Origin of the sequence: Caldalkalibacillus uzonensis (assembly GCF_030814135.1) — a bacterium.
Taxonomy (GTDB): domain Bacteria; phylum Bacillota; class Bacilli; order Caldalkalibacillales; family Caldalkalibacillaceae; genus Caldalkalibacillus; species Caldalkalibacillus uzonensis.
In genome coordinates this window covers 161,627-180,326 of sequence record NZ_JAUSUQ010000003.1, presented here as the reverse complement: position 1 = coordinate 180,326, position 18,700 = coordinate 161,627, and the positions used below count along the sequence as shown (strand labels likewise).

Below are 18,700 nucleotides of genomic sequence, written 5' to 3'. Positions count from 1 at the left end.
ATGGAGGTGTGAGGAATGAACCTACCTAAGGAATTGAAATACAGCGAAGAGCACGAGTGGGTTCGCGTGGAAGGCAACAAGGCATACATAGGAATTACTGATTTTGCTCAATCTGAATTAGGTGATATTGTTTTTGTAGAACTGCCCGAAGTGGATGATGAAGTGGAACAGGATTCTCCTTTTGGCAGTGTAGAATCTGTTAAAACGGTTTCGGAGTTATATGCACCTGTGAGCGGAAAAGTATTAGAAGTCAACGAAAGCCTGGAAGATGAACCGGAACTGGTCAACTCTGATCCATATGGTGATGGGTGGATGATTGTCGTGGAAATGTCAGATACCAGTGAACTGGATAAGCTCATGTCCGCTGAAGAATATGAAAAAATGGTCACCGAAAATGACTAATAGATGATTAAAATTGCCGTGCAGAGTGAGTGTTCTGCACGGTTTATTTATTGTATAATTGTTACCGATAACAATTAAAGGAGGTTATATCATACGATGCGCTTAAAAGATAAAGTCGTCATTGTCACGGGTGGAGCAAGCGGGATCGGAGAGGCAAGTGCTCGCTTATTTGCCCAAGAAGGAGCTAAGGTGGTCGTCGCTGACATCAACATGGAAAAAGCAGAGGCCATCGCAGAGAAGATCAGAGAAGACAATCAGGATTCAATCGCTGTTCACTGTGATGTCTCAAACGAGTCTCATGTTTGCTCGCTGATTGAAAATACCATTACCACATTTAAACAGCTCGATATTTTGTTTAATAATGCGGGAATCATCCTCCCTAAACGTTTAGAGGAAATCGAAACGGCTGAATGGAATCGTTTATTTGATGTTAATATCAAAAGCATCTACTTAACGATTAAATATGCCATTCCTCACCTTAAGCAAACACAGGGTAATATCATTAATATGGCTTCGATGACAGGAGTCATTGGGCAGCGGAGTAATGCGGCCTACTCAGCCAGCAAAGGGGCTGTGATTGCCTTGACCAAAGCAGCAGCCATTGATTATGCTCCGTTTAATGTTCGTGTCAATGCCATTTGTCCGGCAGGAGTGAAAACCCCCCTTCTGGAAAGCTGGTTTGAAACACAGCATGATCCAGAGAAAGCCCGCTTGGAGCAAGATTTGTCCCACATGTTAGGTCGTACCGCTTCTACTGAAGAAATTGCAAGAGCTGCCTTATTTCTTGCTAGTGAAGAAGCTTCTTTTGTTACAGGGGTCGCACTGCCAGTGGAGGGGGGCGCTACGTTAGGTTATGGAGCTGGAATAAAGCCGGAGTGGGAATATTTTAATCATTCAACTGACTATTATCAAAAAAATATGAATAATACTAAAATATAATTGACCGCTTAAATATGAATCTGATACAATTAAACTAAAAAAATGTTATCGATAACAATAGAATGATAGGAATGGGGGAAAGCTATCCATGCTCAAAGGGATCCCTGCTATTCTTTCTCCAGAATTAATGAAGATACTTATGGAGATGGGACACGGTGATGAAATTGTACTGGCAGATGGAAATTTTCCATCTGCCAGTCTCGCCCGCCGGTTAATCCGTTCTGATGGCCATAACATACCTGAACTGTTGGAAGCCATCCTTACCTTTTTTCCCCTTGATACTTATGTGGAAAAGCCGGTGGCGTTAATGCAGGTAGTACCAGGTGATCCTCATTCGCCTTTGATATGGGAACAGTATCGCTCAATCATAAATAAGCATGCTGGCCAAGGTACTCAGTTTGAGATGGTGGACAGGTTTGAGTTCTATGGAAGAGCTAAATCAGCCTATGCCATTGTGGCCACAAGTGAAAGCGCTTTATATGGCAATATCATTCTAAAAAAAGGAGTAATCAAATAAGCGGAAAAAGCAGGTGATAAAGTGAGTGAGGTTCTTTTGCGAATGGAGGATATTGATAAGCGTTTCCCAGGGGTCCAAGCCCTTTCTAAAGCACGATTCGAGTTAAAGAAAGGGGAGGTTCATGCTCTTGTTGGTGAAAATGGGGCAGGCAAGTCTACTCTCATGAAAATTCTGACCGGTATTTACCAGAAGGATGCAGGCACCATTTTTTTTAAGGGGAAGGAGATTGATATTCCAAATACAAAAACAGCACAAAATCTGGGTATCAGTATGATTCACCAAGAATTAAATCTTATGCCTGATTTGACAGTGGCTCAAAATATTTTTATTGGCAGAGAACCAAGGAAAAGGTTTCAGTTATTCCTGGATGAAAAAAGACAGAATGAAATGGCCAGTTTGATGTTTGAACGTTTGAATCTGAATTTGGACCTGAACACCTTGGTCTCCGAACTTACCGTGGCCAAGCAACAGATGGTTGAAATTGCGAAGGCGCTCTCCTTTGATGCTGAAGTGTTAATCATGGATGAGCCAACAGCAGCGTTGACAGAAAATGAAATTGAAGACCTGTTTAAGATCATTCACCAGTTGCGGGATAACGGGGTGGGTATTATCTATATCTCTCACCGCATGGATGAACTAAAGCGGATCACGGATCGAATTACGGTCATGCGAGATGGGTGCTATGTTGATACCGTTAACACTCAAGAGGTGTCGATTGACGAGATTGTGGCCATGATGGTGGGACGGGAAATTAAATATTCGTTCAAACCCAAAATCGAGAGGGTTAGCAATGAAAAGGTGCTTGAAGTGAAACATCTCAACCGGGGGTCCATTCTTAAAGATATCTCTTTTTACCTCAATAAAGGAGAGATTTTAGGATTTGCAGGATTAATGGGAGCTGGTCGCACAGAGGTGGCCCGTGCCATTTTTGGTGCAGACCCGATTGACTCAGGGGACATTTATATCCATGGACAGAAAGTTGTAATTAATAGTACCCATGATGCGGTAAAACATGGGATAGGATATCTTTCTGAAGACCGAAAACAGTTTGGACTGCTCACCGAAATGGATGTCAAAACTAATATTGCTCTTCCTTCTTATCGAAAGTTCATGTGGGCAGGAGGATGGATGAATGATAACCACATTGACCGTGTCTCTACGGATATTGTTGAGGACTTAAAAGTGAAGACCCCCAGTATCCATCAGCAGGTGAAGTTTCTTTCAGGGGGTAATCAACAGAAGGTGGTTATAGGGAAATGGTTGGTCCGTGACTGTGATATTTTAATATTTGATGAACCGACCCGTGGCATTGATGTGGGAGCCAAACGTGAGATTTATAATTTGTTAAACAAGCTGGCTAAACAAGGGAAGTCCATCATTATGATTTCGTCAGAATTGACCGAGATTTTACTTATGAGTCACCGTATAATTGTCATGTGTGAAGGAAGGATTACCGGTGAACTTAAGAATGAAAATGTGACCCAAGAGACTATTATGAATTACGCTGTCAAACGATTGGCATAATTGAAGACCTTTCAAACAATGGGGGAACGATCATGAAATTGGAAACGGACAAGTTCGCTGCGTTGAGAAAGAAAGTCCCTATTAAATCGAGTGCATTACAGCAGGTATTGGCTTTTGCTAGTTTAATCATACTTGTCATCTTTTTTTCCTTGGCCTCGAGTAATTTTCTACACTTTTCCAATATCGTCGGTATCCTATTATCAGCAGCAGTAATCGGCATTCTAGCTTTAGGGGCTACGTTTGTTATCATTACTGGAGGTATCGACTTATCTGTCGGGACAGTCATGACCTTATGTTCAGTCATGACTGGCGTGTTTATCACATTTTGGGGATTGCCAACACCCATCGGTATATTGGGTGGGATTTTGACCGGAGCCCTGTGCGGATTGTTAAGCGGATTTGCTGTGGCCAAGATGAAAATTCCTCCCTTCATTGCCACACTGGCAATGATGATGATCGCCAAGGGCTTGGCACTCGTGATCTCTGGAACAAAGCCAATCTATTTTAATGACAATCCGGAATTTTCCTCAATTGCGCTAGGATCAATAACGTCCTACATCATCCCAGGATTTGAGGTGCCCAATGCCATTTTAATCTATTTCGGCATGGCCATTTTGGCAGCTGTTATTCTGTCTAAGACGATTATAGGGAGATATAACTTTGCCTTGGGGAGTAATGAAGAAGCGACTCGCCTTTCAGGGGTGAACGTGGATTTTTGGAAGATGACTATTTACACCATAACCGGCATTTTTACAGGAGTGGCTGGCGTACTCATGGCCTCCAGGTTAAATTCTGCCCAACCGGGACTAGGTATGGGATATGAATTAGAAGCGATTGCCGCAGTGGTCATTGGTGGAACGTCCCTCAGCGGTGGAAAGGGAACCATCCTGGGCACAGTGATAGGGGCATTGATTATGAGTGTCCTGACCAACGGTTTGCGCATTCTTTCTGTTCCTCAAGAGTGGCAAACCGTGGTGGTGGGGGTTGTGGTCATCCTAGCGGTCTATGCGGATATTTTAAGGCGTGGCAAAAAGTAAGGGAAGGTTGTTTTCTATAAGGGGTTACAACTTATTAATAAAAATTTATATTAAAAAGGAGAGATTGAGTGTGAAAAATGGGATAGTTTTTCTTGCTTTGATGTTGGTGTTCACTTCTCTTTTGACCGCTTGTTCGTCTTCTCCAGCTGATGAGCAACAAGGCGTTTCAAATGGGGGAGATGATGATGGAAAACTGTACATTCCCTTAATCTCAAAAGGGTTTCAACATCAATTTTGGCAAGCAGTCAGGTTGGGGGCTGAACAGGCTGCAGAAGAATTTGACGTTGAAATTACATTTGAAGGGCCTGAAACTGAGTCCCAAGTGGACAAACAAATTGAAATGCTTCAGGCTGCTCTTGACCGAAATCCGGATGCCATTGGGTTTGCAGCGCTGGACAGCCAGTCGGCCCTGCCGCTTCTGGAACGGGCACGTGACAACAATATTCCTGTTATTGCTTTTGATTCTGGTGTAGACAGTGACATTCCACTAGCAACGGCGGCCACAGATAATATCGCCGCATCAGCTCTGGCGGCAGATAAAATGGCTGAGCTGATTGGCAATAAAGGGAAAGTAGCTTTGATTGTTCATGACCAAACTAGCCGCACGGGCGTTGACCGTCGTGATGGTTTTGTCAATCGGATTAATGAACAATATCCCGATATTGAGATCATTGATATCCAATATGGAGGCGGGGACCATCTCAGATCAACTGATTTGGCCAAAGCGATCTTACAAGCCCATCCAGATCTTGACGGCTTCTTCGGTGCCAATGAAGGATCTGCGATCGGTATTGTCAATGCAGTTCGTGAGCTGAACAAAGAAGGAGAGATAGTCATTATTGGTTATGACTCGGGGAAACAGCAGATCGAGGGGATCAAAAGTGGTATTATGGCAGGAGCCATTACTCAAAACCCGATCGGCATAGGATATGAGACGGTCAAGGCTGCGGTGCAGGTCATTAGTGGTGAAAGTGTACCAGAAACAATCGATACCGGTTTCTTCTGGTATGATAAGGACAACATTGATTCGGAAGAGATACAAGCGGTTCTATATGACTAAAACATTCTTTAAACAGAAAAGGTGAAACATACATGAATAGGTTAGCCGTGCTTTGGCTAACCTTTCCACCTTATTTTGTTCAAATAGAAGGATATTATTTCAGTTTCGATATACTATTTTAGGAGTCAGGATCACTTTCCGTTCTGTTGTCGGTGACTTTTTTTCAATGCGTTCAATCAGTAACTGAGTGGCAGTATAGCCGAAATCATAAGCTGGTTGTACAGCTACCGTTAGAAAAGGGGGGAACCACGAATAGGATTCTAAATCATCAAAACAGACAATATCAATATCATGGGGAGGATCGTAGTTGTATTTCTTTAATGTATTGATGGCATCAATAGCAATAAAGTTGTTGGCTGCAAAAATGGCCGTAGGTTTATCCTTATTAGGAAGGGAAAGCAAAGTTTCGACCGCGGTAATGGCCCCTCCTTGTTTGTAATTGGTCTCTAAAATCCATTCAGGGTGGATCACTAAACTGTGTTCCCTCATAAATTCCATATACGCTTTCTGGCGTTCCCTTGCGGTGGAGACGGTTGCCGGTCCATTGATTAAAGCTATCTTCCGGTGGCCTTTCTGGTATAAATAGTCGAGGAGTTGCCGGCTGCCACTGTGATTGTCGCCTAATACTTGGTCGCATTGGATGCCCGGAATTTCCCGATCCACTAGCACAAAGGGAATTTGGTGATCATTTAACAACTGAATGTTCTTCTTTGATTCATCTCCAGTTGGGGCAAAGATGATCCCGTCCACAGGGGTGGAAATAAATGTTTTAAAGTAATCAGTTTCTTTGTATAGATTCTCATCGCTATTGCTTAATATTAAACGATAACCCTTTTCCAGTGCTTTATCCTCTGCTCCACGGGCTACTTTTGTGAAAAAAGGGTTGGTGATGTCGGTGATAAGCAAAGCTAAAATTTTTGTTTCCTTTGAGATAAGGCTGCGAGCCGCAGAATTGGGGATATAATTCATTTCACGAATGACCTTTTCAACTTTTTTTCTCGTTTTCTCAGAGATGTTTCCAGAATTATTAATCACCCGGGAGACCGTCATGGGTGACACATTGGCTTTTTTAGCAATATCGTAAATTGTTACCATCTCTAGGTTCTTCCTTTCACCGCATTAAATTTTGAACATTTAAAAAGTTACCGGTATCATATAACCTTATTATAACATCAACGCATAAGGGAGTGTAAGGGATGCGAATAGATGCTCATCAACACTTTTGGAAGCTGGAACGTGGTGATTACTTTTGGTTAACGCCTGAACTTGAAGAGATCTACCGAGATTTTTTACCGCAGGATTTAAAATCCCATTTGGAACGCTGTGGGATAGAGAAGACCATTGTGGTTCAAGCCACATCGACTGTCGAAGAGACAGAATTTCTACTTAGCTTGTACGCTGAAACAGACTTTATCGCTGGAGTGGTTGGCTGGTTGGACTTAGAGTCAGAAACATTTCCCCAAGATTTTGACCGCTATAGACAACGGCAAGGATTTGTTGGGATCCGTCCAATGCTCCAGGATTTAGCTGATGATAAATGGATCCTGCGTCCGCAGGTGGTCGAAAATATCAGTCGGTTAGTAGAAAACGATTTTCCTATTGACTTGCTCATCTATCCAAGGCATCTTCCTGTAATCAAGGCCTTACTTCAACGTTTTCCTCGCTTGCGAGCGGTTATTGACCATCTGGCTAAACCGAACATTGCCAAGCAGGAGATGCATCCATGGCAGGAACATCTTGCAGAAATAGCGAATTATCCCAATGTGATGTGCAAGTTATCAGGGATGATCACAGAGGCCGATCACCAGAAGTGGGCCCCGGATGATCTCCGTCCCTATGTGTCCCATGCCTTAGAGGTGTTTGGAGTGGAAAGAGTGATGTTTGGAAGCGACTGGCCAGTCTGCTTGCTGGCTGGACAGTATGAAGAAGTATATCAGGCCTTGGCAGCAAATTTGCCTGCCTCCTTATCGGCTAAGGAAGCAGACAAAATTTTTGGTCAGAATGCGATGCGCTTTTACAAACTATCCTAATTTTTTCGATTAGTACAATCATCGGGGCAGAACACTTGCTCTATCAACGGGAGTGTTTTAAAACCGGATGTGGGACTCCTACAGGCAATCCTATTGTCCCTAGGACGAAAAAAGCAGGGGGTGCTTTTGAAAGAGTTCCCCCTGCTTTTAAGTCTTTGTTCTTAATTTACTCAACTCGTTCACCTATTACAGCTCTTAGTACATTAGGATGGCCTTCGAAATCTTTTGTACCTGCCCCATAGCCGATCTGGGTGACAGTCATGCTTGGCATGGGGCCGAACGAGGTGCTCAATCCTTTAATTATAGCCGCCCCTGTGGGAGTAGTGAGTTCGCCATTTAGATCAGACTCTAAGATAGGCACACCTCGCAGAATTTCCAGTGTAGCCGGCGCCGGGACCGGATAACGGCCGTGATCAATGTGAATGGAGCCCGAGCCCACTACAACAGGGGAACTGAACACCTGGTTAATCTCAAGTTGATCAAGGGCAATTGCCACCCCAACAATGTCCACGATCGAATCAACAGCGCCAACCTCGTGGAAGTGTACTTTGTCGACACTTGTGTTGTGAATTTTCGCTTCAGCCTGAGCGATGGGTTCAAAAATCCTTATGGCCAGCTGTTTGGCCCGATCCGAGATTTGGGACTCCTCGATCATTTTTTTAATCGTGCTGTAATGGCGGTGATGAGCAGGAGGGGTGTCAGGATCAACCACAACATCTACCTTTTGGCTGTAGATGCCTTTTTTAAGCACACCTTTCCGCTCTAATTTAAATGGCTCAATAGGAAACGATTGCAGCTGTTGTTCAATAAGTTCTAAGTCCGCACCTAAATCGGCCAAAGCACCTAAAGTCATATCTCCGCTAATACCGGACAAGCTGCAGTCAAGGTACAAGATCGTAGACATGATATGTTATTCCTCCCCAAGTTGATTAATAAGCGATGCTGAGTAGGCTGCACCAAAACCATTATCAATATTGACCACTGTCACCCCGGAAGAACAAGAATTGAGCATGGTTAAGAGCGGTGCCAGTCCATTAAAATGTGCCCCGTAACCCACGCTAGTGGGAACAGCAATGACAGGCTGGTGGACCAAACCGCCAACTACGCTGGGAAGGGCTCCTTCCATCCCGGCAATCACGATCAACACGCGGCACTGTTTGATTTGCTCCAAATGGTGGAACAAGCGGTGAATGCCTGCTACGCCTACGTCATAAAAGCGTTTGACACGATTGCCCATAGCCAAGGCGGTTAATGCCGCCTCTTCGGCTACGGGCAGATCCGCTGTACCGGCACAAAGAATACCGATGGCCCCTTTCGTTCGCGGTTCCAAGGGCTTGTCTGCATAATAAAGAATTCGAGCAGTGTGATCATAGCTCAATTCAGGTAGTGACTGCCTGACAGCGGCTGCTTTATCCTTTGAGACCCGTGTGGCTAAAATGATCTTATGTTGGGTCATTAAACGTTTAAAAAGTTCGACGATTTGATCTGCTGTTTTCCCTGAACCAAAAATCACTTCAGGAAATCCTTTACGCCGCACCCGGTGATAATCCACCTTGGCAAAACCTAGATCTTCGTAGCTTTTCAACTGTTCATAGGCCATCTCTGGACTGAGGTCTCCCGCTGCGACTTGGTGCAACAGATGTTTTAATTGATCTGGCATGTTACTCTCCCTCTTGTTGTTTTAGTTTTATTCTAACAAACCCCCTTGCTGCTGACCAGTTGCTTCAAAATCCTAAGACCACGCAGTGTCAATTTAAAAAGATTCTGTTAAAATAGGAGAAAACATGATTAAACGTAACTAGAGAGGGATAATATGGAGAATAAACTGCTCAAACTTAAAGGTATACTCTCCGACATGAAAAGTGTGCTTGTTGCCTTCTCGGGAGGGGTAGACAGTACCTTTTTACTCAAGGTTGCAGTGGACACCCTTGGTTATGACCATGTCCTAGCTGTGACAGCCGATTCGGAGACATATCCTTCTTCAGAGTTGGAGGAGGCAAAGCGGCTGGCAGCCAAAATCGGGGCACGCCATGTGGTGATTTCCACGTCTGAACTGGAGATTCCCGGGTATAAGGAGAACAATAAAAATCGTTGTTACTTCTGCAAAAAAGGGCTGTTTGAGGAATTGGAACCTTTGCGCAAAAAGTATGGATTGAACCATATTGTCTATGGTCTTATTGCCGATGATTTAAGTGAATACCGTCCGGGTACTAAAGCAGCCCAAGAATCGGGTGTGAGGGGCCCACTGCAGGAAGCCGGTTTGTACAAAGATGAGATCAGGGCACTGTCCAAACAAATGGGCTTAGAAACCTGGGATAAGCCTTCTTTTGCCTGCCTGTCCTCCCGCATTGCTTACGGAGAGATGATTACAGTGCAAAAGCTTTCCAAGGTTGAACAGGCTGAACAGGTAATTCGCAGCTTAGGTATCCGCCAGGTACGTGTCCGTCATCACGGGGATCTGGCTAGGATAGAGGTAGAACCGGGAGATATGGATACGATCTTAACAAACAGAGACCACATTTATAACCAGTTGGAACAGATCGGATATAAGTTTATTACTTTAGATTTAAAAGGATATAAAAGTGGTAGTATGAACAAGGTGTTAACAAAATGAATAGATCAAAACAACCGTTTAATCACGAGCGTGAGCATATTGACTCCGACATGATCAAAATAGAAGTAAACTTGGATGACATGCCTGCTGAATGGTTGGGAGAGTTAATGGACAGACTGCTGGCGATAGGAGTGAATGATGTTTACTACACGCCAATTTATATGAAAAAAAACAGGCCTGCTGTCTTATTATCCGTTCTCTTGTCTAAACATTTGCTGGATAAAGTGAAACGTTTGATCTTTACCGAAACAACGACTTTTGGCATTCGTTACTCCCCGTGGACTGTGCATCGTTTGGGCCGGAAGTTCAAAACAGTCGAAACTAAATGGGGCCCTGTATCGGTTAAACAGGCCTTGTTGGGGAATCAAGTGGTTCAAGAAAGTCCCGAGTTTGAAGATTGTCGGCAGATTGCAGAGAAGGCAGGCGTGCCTGTTAAAGCAGTATACCAAGCTGTGTGGAAAATTTTAAATGACTAAGGTGATGTTGTAAGTGAAGGGAAACTGAAGAAAACATGGCGGTCTTAAGGTCGTCAGTAAATTTCAGTTTCCTACTCTGCTACATCATTATCATTTAGGAGTGAATTATTTTGAAGATTGTTAATGTTATTCCGCATGTATTATCTACACCGTTAGATGAAAAGTTTTCTTTTTCTCAAGGATGGGTGGAAAAACGCAGCTCATTAATCGTGGAAATAATCACCGATGAGGGAGTTGTTGGATGGGGAGAGTCTTTGTGTCATGGATTACAACCCCCTGAGATTGCTGCATCATTTATTGAGTTTTGCTATAAACCCATTTTAATAGGCAGAGACCCATTCGATGTAGAAGTACTTTGGGAGGAAATGTATAATCGTTCTCGTCCTTTTGGACAGTCGGGTGCAGCTGTCAATGCCATTAGTGGTGTTGATATTGCCCTTTGGGACGTGATTGGAAGAGCTTTGAATAAACCAATATCGAAACTGATTGGAGGAAGTTTCCGGTCAGAAGTTACTCCCTATGCAACTGGCTTTTATAGATATAAAGGAAAAAAATATCCCGAAAGCGGAATTGAGGAAGCAAAAGAGCATATATCAAAAGGATTTAAAGCAATTAAGTTGAAAATAGGCTTTGGTGTAGAAGAGGATATTAGCTTTGTGAGTGCTATTCGTGAAGCTGTGGGTGATCAAATAAAAATTATGATGGATGCAAACTGTGCCTATAACCTCCCAGCTGCTAGGCGGATTTTAAATGAGTGTCAATCTTTAAATATTCATTTTTTTGAAGAACCTCTTGCTCCTGAAGATATCGAAGGGTATAAACAACTGAGAAATTTATCTTCTACATATATTGCAGCTGGAGAAAATCTATTCGGAAAAACGGGTTATAGGCATTGGATAGCAAATGGAGCGCTTGATATATTGCAACCAGATTTAATGTCTTCCGGTGGATTTACCGAGTGCAAGAAAATAGCTGCCATGGCTCAAGCTTGGAATACGATGTTAATACCCCATGTATGGGGTTCGGGAATTGGGCTTGCAGCTTCACTGCAATTTATAGCTTCCTTACCTCCAACTCCATTATCCTTAAATCCTATCGAGCCCATGCTAGAATATGATCAATCAGCCCATCCATTCAGAGGGGATTTAATTTATCATTCAATTTCTATGCAGGATGGAAAAGTACCAATTCCGCAAAAGCCGGGGATTGGCGTAGACGTCAATAGGGAAGTCATTGAAAGATATGAACAGCCCATTTTTAGGAAGTAACATTTCATCGCAAACGGGCACTGTCATAAGGGCAGTGCCTGTATTCTAAAAAAAGGCGTCCGAAGCTCCTGGGTTCATCAGCAGACCAATATTACACCAATTTAAAAAAGAGAGAAATTTAGCAAACATGTTTTCTGTTTCCAGAGGTGCGGTCCGCGAAGCGATCAGTGTACTCGCGGAGAGAGGAATTGTTACTGTTAAACCTGGTATTGGTATCTTTTTGAATAACAATGACCAAGACCAGTTATTTGTCTTATTCGACTCCATTTTCCATGAAGGGAAAGCAGACATTTTTGAATTATTAGAACTGCGTCAAGGTATCGAAAGCTATGCTTCCTTTTATGCGGCCCAACGCAGAACAGAAGAAGATCTGCGACGGATCAAAGCAGCCTTAGATCAAATGGAACATTCAATAAACCGTCATGAACTGGCTGTAAAAGAGGATTTTGCCTTTCACTCTGCTGTGATTGAGGCCAGCCATAATTCTATGATGATCAACACGTTTAAATTAATATCCGATACCGCTTATTAGCGGGGTGTATGAAGCAAGGATCGATGCACTTAAAATTCCAGGAAAAACCGAAGAAGTGTTGGGCGAACATCGCTTAATTTATGAAGCCATACTGACCGCTGACGCAGAAATGGCACGGACAGCAATGGAAAATCATATTAGCAATATTAAACATCAACTAAATCAAATGGAAGAAAAGGAGTGAATGGCATTGGATGGGTACAAATTTTTTATGCCGACACAAATGGAGTATGGACGAGGACTAGCGAAAAAAACGGGGGAATTGTTAAAGCCGTATGTTAAGCAAAAAGTCCTCATTGTAACTGACGCTGGTGTCAGAAAAGCAAAGATCCTGGATCCGATTGAAATGTCTTTGAACGAACAGGGTATTGCCTATGACATTTTTGATGAAGTGGACCCGAACCCCACTAATCAGATAGTGGAAAATGGTTTGCGTTATTTGCAAAAAGGGAATTGCGACATCGTACTAGCGGTTGGTGGGGGCAGCAGTATTGATACAGCAAAGGCTATTGCTGCGCTCGTGAATAATAGCGGCAGTATTCTCGATTACGAAGGGGTGAACAAATTACCTCATCCCCCTCTTCCGATTGTTGCCATCCCGACTACAGCTGGAACAGGAAGTGAAGCGACCCCAGCTACCATCATTACAAACGAGAAGACATTGTTTAAAGCAGCCATTATCAGTCCGCATCTATATCCTAAGCTAGCAATCTTAGATCCTGAACTTACACTAGGTTTACCGCCTTCGATTACAGCTGCTACTGGAATGGATGCACTTACACACGCCATAGAGTCTTATACTTCTAAATTTTCAAATCCTGTCAGTCAAGCTTTAGCGATAAACGCAGTAAAAATAATTGGTGAGAACATAAATAAAGCTTATTTTGTAGGTACAGATATGGATAGCAGAGGGGAAATGCTTGTGGCATCCTGCATGGCAGGGATGGCCTTTGCCCAGTCACGTTTAGGAAATGTACATGCCATTTCACATACGCTCGGTGGTATTTTTAATATCCCTCATGGTATTGCCAATGCTGCATTATTACCATATGTCATGGCATATAACCTGCCGGCTTGTCCTGATCAATACAAGGAGATCGCCGTTGCATTAGGGGAAGATGTGAGCGGTTTGCCAGTGACTGAGGCAGGAAGGAAAGCCATTGAAGCAATCGTAACAATGAATAAATCCTTAAACATCCCAGACAATATCAAGGATTTGGGGGTTTCATTGGATTATTTGCCGCAGATGATCAGAGACACCATGAGGAGTGGAAATGTGTTTGCAAACCCCAGGCTCACTAGTGAAAGCGATGTTAGACAAATTATTGAAAACGCTTATCACGGAGTGTTGTAAGAACCGAACAGTGGTAAGTACAGGACCAAGCGGTATTTTGGATGACAAATTCTGTCCCTCAGATTAACCTGTAAGAGGGTGAATGTATTGGCCTACAGAAAAGTTGATGAGGAAATTTTACAGCAGGTCAGAGGTATTATCTCAGACGATAAGCGGATTCTGACGGAGAAGCAGGACTTGATTGGCTATTCTTACGATGCGTCGTTCGGTGTCTTTCTCCCAGAACTGGTGATACAGCCGACGACCGCACAGGAGGTGGCTGCAGTCGTTAAGCTGGCCTACGAGGAAACGATTCCTGTCTATCCACGCGGCCAGTCCACTTCACTGTCCGGAGGGCCGTTGCCCGTCGAAGGCGGCATCGTGCTGGACCTGTCGCACATGAACAAGAAGCTGGAAGTGGTCCCCGACGATTTGATTGCAATTGTCTCTCCGGGAGTCTTAACGGCTGACATTCATGCAGCAGCTGAGCAGGCAGGACTGATATATCCACCCGACCCAAGCAGTTCGCATGTCTCCACCATCGGCGGCAATCTGGCGGAGAATTCCGGTGGGCCACGTGGCTTGAAGTACGGGGTGACCAAGGATTACGTATTGGGCTTAGAAGTGGTGACGCCGCAGGGGGAGATCATCCGCACCGGCGGACGTACGGTGAAAAATGTGACTGGCTATGACCTGACTAAGCTGATCGTCGGCTCTGAAGGCACACTTGGTATCATCACGGAAGCGATTTTGCGGCTGATTCCCAAACCACAGGCAACAGCTGCGCTGATGGCCATTTTCGACGACATCGTCACCTCAGGAGAAGCAATCTCCAAAGTACTTACTTCAGGAATATTACCGGCCAAGATGGAGATTATGGATCAAACCTGCATCCGAGCGGTGGAATCGTACCAGCCTAGCGGACTTCCCGTCGATGCCGAAGCAATCATTCTGATTGAAGTGGATGGCCATGCCCGTGCCGTGGAGGAGGAAATTCGGGAAGCAGCAAAACTTTGCGAAGCGGTTGGAGCTCGCAGCGTAAAAATTGCCACTAGCGAGTCGGAGCGGGCTAATCTGTGGAAGGCTCGCAAAATGGTCTCTCCTGCGATTACGAGAGTTAAGCCGACCAAAATTTCCGAGGATGCCACCGTTCCGCGCAGCCAGATCCCAGCAATGTTTGCTCGTTTAAAAAAAATCCGAGAAAAATACAACGTTAATCTGGTGGTGTTCGGGCATGCAGGTGATGGTAATTTGCATCCCAATATTGTGGCCGACAAGCGGGACAAGGACGAGATGAAGCGCGTTGAGCAGGCAGTTGCGGAGATTTTTGAAGCGGCGATTGAGTTGGGAGGCACGCTGTCTGGAGAGCACGGCATCGGCAACATGAAGGCACCGTTTATGGAGATGGAATTGGGCAAGGCAGGGCTTGAGATGATGCAGCGTATCAAGGAGAGTTGGGATCCAAAGAACATTATGAATCCGGGCAAGATTTTTCCTAAGCCTGGGCAACGACTCAACTTAACGGAAGGGTAGTGAGCAGATGAACAAGCGTAAAACGTTGCCTTACGACGAAACCGTCCAATGTGTGCAGTGTGGCTACTGCTTGCCCGCCTGCCCCACCTACCTGACCATGAAAAGGGAGACCCATTCTCCACGCGGCCGGATCAATCTAGTACAGATGGCGGCGGAGGGACATCTTTCGTTGGATGAACTCGAAGAGCCGCTTGATCTTTGCCTGGGTTGTCGTGCCTGCGAGACAGCTTGTCCGTCTGGGGTGCAGTATGGCAAAATCTTAGAGGACGCACGGGGAGTGTTGGCGGAATATAAGGGAAACCGTACATCCACACCGTTGCGCTGGATAGAGGACAAGATGTTTCAAAACATCTTTCCCAGTCCCAAAAAATTGCAGCTTTTAACAGATGTGATCTGGTTGTATCAAGCATCCGGAGTACAGGCAATGGTTCATAAAGGGAAATTAAACCATGTTCTATCAGATAATCTTCGGGCCTTCGAAGCAGTATTGCCTAAAGTGAGTTCTCCCCTAAAGAGGCGCAAACGGCCGCGTCTGTTTAAGCCACCGATAGCGAATACTCTCCAATGGAAAGTCGCTTTTTTTACCGGTTGCATTATGGATGCTATATTTGAAAAGATTAACCGGCTGTCAATGGAGTTGCTTGCCCTTGCCGGATGTGAGGTTCACGTCATTGGTGAGCAAACCTGCTGCGGTGCGTTGCACGCCCATGCCGGGCGATTAGATGATGCAAAAATACTTGCAAAGCGAAACATAGAGGCTTTTGAACGACTGGACGTGGACTTTATCGTTAACAACGCAGGTGGCTGCGGGGGGATGCTGGTGGAGTACGACCATCTTTTCCACGACGATCCACAATGGGAAGAACGGGCGAAAGCGTTTGTGGCCAAGACTCGTGATATAAGCCAGGTGCTCGCACAGTGTGAACTGCCGCTGACCAAGCCGGTTAACGAAATTATCACGTACCAGCGATCCTGCCATATGACCAATGTACAGAAGGTAACGACGGAGCCGCTGGACTTAATTAAGCGAATACCAGGAGTGACGTTCCGGGAAATGGCCAACCCCGACATGTGCTGTGGGTCTGCAGGGATTTACAATGTATTAAACTACAAGGAATCGATGGAGATTCTCGATGTTAAGATGGAGACAGTAAAAGAAACCACAGCGACCACTATAGTTACGACAAACCCAGGCTGTCTCTTACAGATGAAGCTAGGGGTGCAACGTGAAGGACTTAGTGAACGGGTACGGGTTGTTCATCTAGCAGAATTGTTAGCTGAATCGGCGGAATTATTGTAAATAACAAGACAGCATTTTTGTCATCTTCAGTGTAATAGCGGAGTGATGCCTGGCATCAACTCTGCACTCATTAATTTTACAAAATACGAGGAGGATAAAAAATGAAAAGACTATTTTCTTTATTCTGTATTCTTGTGTTAATTTTGGCAGCCTGTGGCAGCAACTCTGACACTGGGACAAATGTCGAAGCAGAGCAAGAGGGTGAGCAAAGCGCTCCTGCTGGAGAGACAATTAGTATTGACATAGCTACTGTTTTTGACGAAAAATCAGCTCCAGCCAAAGGGGCAGCCAAATTTGCTGAGCTAGTTAACGAACGTGCCAATGGTGAGATTGAAGTTAACTTTTTCCCCAATGGGTCCCTGGGTTCAGCACGGGAAAACTATGAAGCAGTTCGATCAGGAGACCTGGAGATGGTTTTGGAAGGATATACAGGAGTAGATATGTATGCTCCCGAATACATGTTCTTTACAGCACCGTTCTTATTCCAGAGCATGGAGCATATGCAAGCCGCTTTTTACGGGGACCTTGGAGAGCAGATGTTTGCCAAAATGGCTGATGCCGGATTCCAAATCATCGGGACCATTATGCGTGGTCCACGTCATATGACAGCTAACAAACCGATTGAAACCCCTGATGATGTCAAGGGCCTGAACTTGCGTATGCCGGAAATTGAAGCTTGGGTTGCGGCCTGGGAAGCGATCGGTGCCTCGCCAACACCTGTTGCTTTGCCTGAATTATACGGAGCCTTGCAAACCGGGGTTGTGGAAGCGTCTGAAGGTCCATACGAACAGATCTATACGTTTAATTTGCATGAAGTACAAGACTATTTAATCAATACCGGCCATGTTTACGAAGCCGCCTTTATGTGGATGAACAAGGATTTATGGGATTCCTTAAGCCCCGAACACCAGCAGTTGATCCAAGAAGCAGCGGAAGAAGCGATGGCTTATGCCGATGCCGAAGCAGTATCTGATGCTGATCAATTCTATCATGAGATGCTAGAAGCAGGTATGCAAGCTGTTGAAGTAGACAAGGAAGCATTTATTGAAAAGGCACGTCCTGGATTGGAGCGCTTCTTCCAAGAATCTTGGACTGTAACATCTTTGGAAGAAATTGACGCTCTTCTTGAATAGGAATATCTGTGAAACCTGGCCTCACACACAGTGTTTACATAAGTCTTTGTGTGTGGGGCTGTTACAATGTTAACTTTAACACTGTTGGAGAATCGCATACCACATTGAGTTGATCAAGGGTTAAGCACGTCTTAATATAAAAGAAAAATATTAATATTTTAAAAATTATATTGACCTAATTATATGAGGGTTTGTATAATCTAGTTAGAAAATCAATTTAATTAACAAACTTGTTGGAGGTGGATCTATGCGTTTACAAAATAAAAGTGCGATTGTAACTGGTGCTGGGAGAGGGATAGGAAAAGCAATTGCCAAAAAGTTTTTGCAAGAGGGGGCTAAAGTAGTGATTTGTGACATAAACGAAGAATGGTTAACTGAATCAAAAAAGGAATTATCTTCCTTCGGAGAAGTCTATAGTATTCTAACCGACGTTACACAGAGACAAGATGTTGAACAACTTGTTTCGTTTACAAAAGAACGATTTGGACGGATTGATATTTTAGCAAATAATGCCGGAATTGCCCGCTTTGAACTTTTCTTAGAAACGACGGATAAAAATTGGAACGACACCCTAAATGTTAATTTAACTGGTGTTTTCTTATGTTCACAGGTTGTGGCTCGAGAGATGAAAGAGCAAAAGTCGGGAGTGATCGTTCACATGGCTTCGAGTAACGGGATCTTAGGGGAAGCAGGATTGGCTCACTATAATGCCAGCAAAGCAGGGGTTATTTTGTTAGGGAAAACAATGGCAATTGAATTGGCACCCTATAATATCCGTGTTAATTCCGTATGCCCAGGATTTATATTGACTGAGTTGGCTCTTGAAGGCGGAATGTCGGAAGAAACGGTAAAGAATTACACATCCAAGATTCCTCTCAATCGATATGGAAAGGTTGAAGAGGTGGCGAATGCTTTTTGTTTTCTCGCTTCTGATGAGGCTTCATTCATCACTGGGACAGAATTGGTGGTCGATGGAGGACAGCTTTGTCAAGAATAAATCAT

General features: G+C 44.3%; 20 protein-coding genes. 17 read left to right on the top strand and 3 right to left on the bottom strand.

Annotated elements, in window-relative coordinates; genetic code table 11:
• Positions 1-15 precede the first annotated feature (15 nt).
• From gcvH to J2S00_RS05435, 6 genes are all read left to right on the top strand, one after another.
• A complete protein-coding gene (gcvH, locus tag J2S00_RS05460; RefSeq protein WP_307336495.1) occupies positions 16-402 on the top strand; it encodes a glycine cleavage system protein GcvH in 387 nt (128 codons plus the stop codon).
• 96 nt (positions 403-498) lie between these two features.
• The gene (locus J2S00_RS05455; protein WP_307336491.1) at positions 499-1,341 is read left to right on the top strand and encodes an SDR family NAD(P)-dependent oxidoreductase; all 843 of its coding nucleotides are present in this window, start codon (positions 499-501) and stop codon (positions 1,339-1,341) included.
• Positions 1,342-1,429: 88 nt separating this feature from the next.
• Positions 1,430-1,858: an L-fucose mutarotase gene (fucU, locus tag J2S00_RS05450; protein ID WP_307336488.1), complete on the top strand. Its 429-nt coding sequence runs from the start codon at positions 1,430-1,432 to the stop codon at positions 1,856-1,858.
• Between the two features lie 21 nt (positions 1,859-1,879).
• Positions 1,880-3,382 carry a sugar ABC transporter ATP-binding protein gene (locus J2S00_RS05445; RefSeq protein ID WP_307336487.1) on the top strand — a complete coding sequence of 501 codons (1,503 nt, stop codon included), beginning with the start codon at positions 1,880-1,882 and terminating at the stop codon, positions 3,380-3,382.
• A gap of 32 nt (positions 3,383-3,414) precedes the next feature.
• Positions 3,415-4,419: an ABC transporter permease gene (locus tag J2S00_RS05440; protein WP_307336484.1), complete on the top strand. Its 1,005-nt coding sequence runs from the start codon at positions 3,415-3,417 to the stop codon at positions 4,417-4,419.
• A gap of 100 nt (positions 4,420-4,519) precedes the next feature.
• The gene (locus J2S00_RS05435; RefSeq protein WP_307336912.1) at positions 4,520-5,479 is read left to right on the top strand and encodes an ABC transporter substrate-binding protein; all 960 of its coding nucleotides are present in this window, start codon (positions 4,520-4,522) and stop codon (positions 5,477-5,479) included.
• A gap of 99 nt (positions 5,480-5,578) precedes the next feature.
• Here the strand turns inward: J2S00_RS05435 and J2S00_RS05430 are convergent, their stop codons facing one another.
• Positions 5,579-6,574: a LacI family DNA-binding transcriptional regulator gene (locus J2S00_RS05430; protein ID WP_307336481.1), complete on the bottom strand. Its 996-nt coding sequence runs from the start codon at positions 6,572-6,574 to the stop codon at positions 5,579-5,581.
• Between the two features lie 101 nt (positions 6,575-6,675).
• Between J2S00_RS05430 and J2S00_RS05425 the strand changes: the two genes are divergently transcribed.
• Entirely contained in the window at positions 6,676-7,509 is an 834-nt protein-coding gene (locus tag J2S00_RS05425; RefSeq protein WP_307336479.1) for an amidohydrolase family protein, read from the top strand.
• A gap of 166 nt (positions 7,510-7,675) precedes the next feature.
• On the opposite strand, the gene larC is transcribed toward J2S00_RS05425, so the two are convergent.
• Entirely contained in the window at positions 7,676-8,413 is a 738-nt protein-coding gene (gene larC / locus J2S00_RS05420) for a nickel pincer cofactor biosynthesis protein LarC (protein ID WP_307336476.1), read from the bottom strand.
• Positions 8,414-8,419: 6 nt separating this feature from the next.
• Positions 8,420-9,169 carry a nickel pincer cofactor biosynthesis protein LarB gene (gene larB, locus J2S00_RS05415; protein WP_188624216.1) on the bottom strand — a complete coding sequence of 250 codons (750 nt, stop codon included), beginning with the start codon at positions 9,167-9,169 and terminating at the stop codon, positions 8,420-8,422.
• A 153-nt stretch (positions 9,170-9,322) separates the two neighbouring features.
• Here larB and larE point away from each other — a divergent pair, with 153 nt between their 5' ends.
• The 10 genes from larE to J2S00_RS05365 all read left to right on the top strand — a co-directional run bounded on the left by larE (position 9,323) and on the right by J2S00_RS05365 (position 18,695).
• Positions 9,323-10,123 (top strand): ATP-dependent sacrificial sulfur transferase LarE, encoded by an 801-nt coding sequence (gene larE / locus J2S00_RS05410; RefSeq protein WP_307336471.1) that lies wholly within the window; start codon positions 9,323-9,325, stop codon positions 10,121-10,123.
• Positions 10,120-10,599, top strand: coding sequence for a nickel pincer cofactor biosynthesis protein LarC2 (gene larC2, locus J2S00_RS05405; RefSeq protein ID WP_307336468.1), 480 nt, complete (start codon positions 10,120-10,122; stop codon positions 10,597-10,599). The genes larE and larC2 overlap by 4 nt, the downstream gene beginning before the upstream one ends.
• 110 nt (positions 10,600-10,709) lie before the next feature.
• Positions 10,710-11,867, top strand: coding sequence for a mandelate racemase/muconate lactonizing enzyme family protein (locus J2S00_RS05400; protein WP_307336465.1), 1,158 nt, complete (start codon positions 10,710-10,712; stop codon positions 11,865-11,867).
• A gap of 76 nt (positions 11,868-11,943) precedes the next feature.
• Entirely contained in the window at positions 11,944-12,399 is a 456-nt protein-coding gene (locus tag J2S00_RS05395) for a FadR/GntR family transcriptional regulator (RefSeq protein WP_307336908.1), read from the top strand.
• Between the two features lie 4 nt (positions 12,400-12,403).
• Positions 12,404-12,583: an FCD domain-containing protein gene (locus tag J2S00_RS05390; RefSeq protein ID WP_188623184.1), complete on the top strand. Its 180-nt coding sequence runs from the start codon at positions 12,404-12,406 to the stop codon at positions 12,581-12,583.
• Between the two features lie 6 nt (positions 12,584-12,589).
• Positions 12,590-13,753 (top strand): iron-containing alcohol dehydrogenase, encoded by a 1,164-nt coding sequence (locus J2S00_RS05385; protein ID WP_307336462.1) that lies wholly within the window; start codon positions 12,590-12,592, stop codon positions 13,751-13,753.
• A gap of 87 nt (positions 13,754-13,840) precedes the next feature.
• Positions 13,841-15,265, top strand: a complete 1,425-nt coding sequence (locus tag J2S00_RS05380; RefSeq protein WP_307336459.1) for an FAD-binding oxidoreductase — start codon at positions 13,841-13,843, stop codon at positions 15,263-15,265.
• A 7-nt stretch (positions 15,266-15,272) separates the two neighbouring features.
• Positions 15,273-16,565, top strand: a complete 1,293-nt coding sequence (locus J2S00_RS05375) for a (Fe-S)-binding protein (RefSeq protein WP_307336457.1) — start codon at positions 15,273-15,275, stop codon at positions 16,563-16,565.
• A 101-nt stretch (positions 16,566-16,666) separates the two neighbouring features.
• Entirely contained in the window at positions 16,667-17,698 is a 1,032-nt protein-coding gene (locus tag J2S00_RS05370; RefSeq protein ID WP_307336454.1) for a TRAP transporter substrate-binding protein, read from the top strand.
• Between the two features lie 247 nt (positions 17,699-17,945).
• A complete protein-coding gene (locus J2S00_RS05365; protein WP_307336451.1) occupies positions 17,946-18,695 on the top strand; it encodes an SDR family NAD(P)-dependent oxidoreductase in 750 nt (249 codons plus the stop codon).
• Positions 18,696-18,700 lie beyond the last annotated feature (5 nt).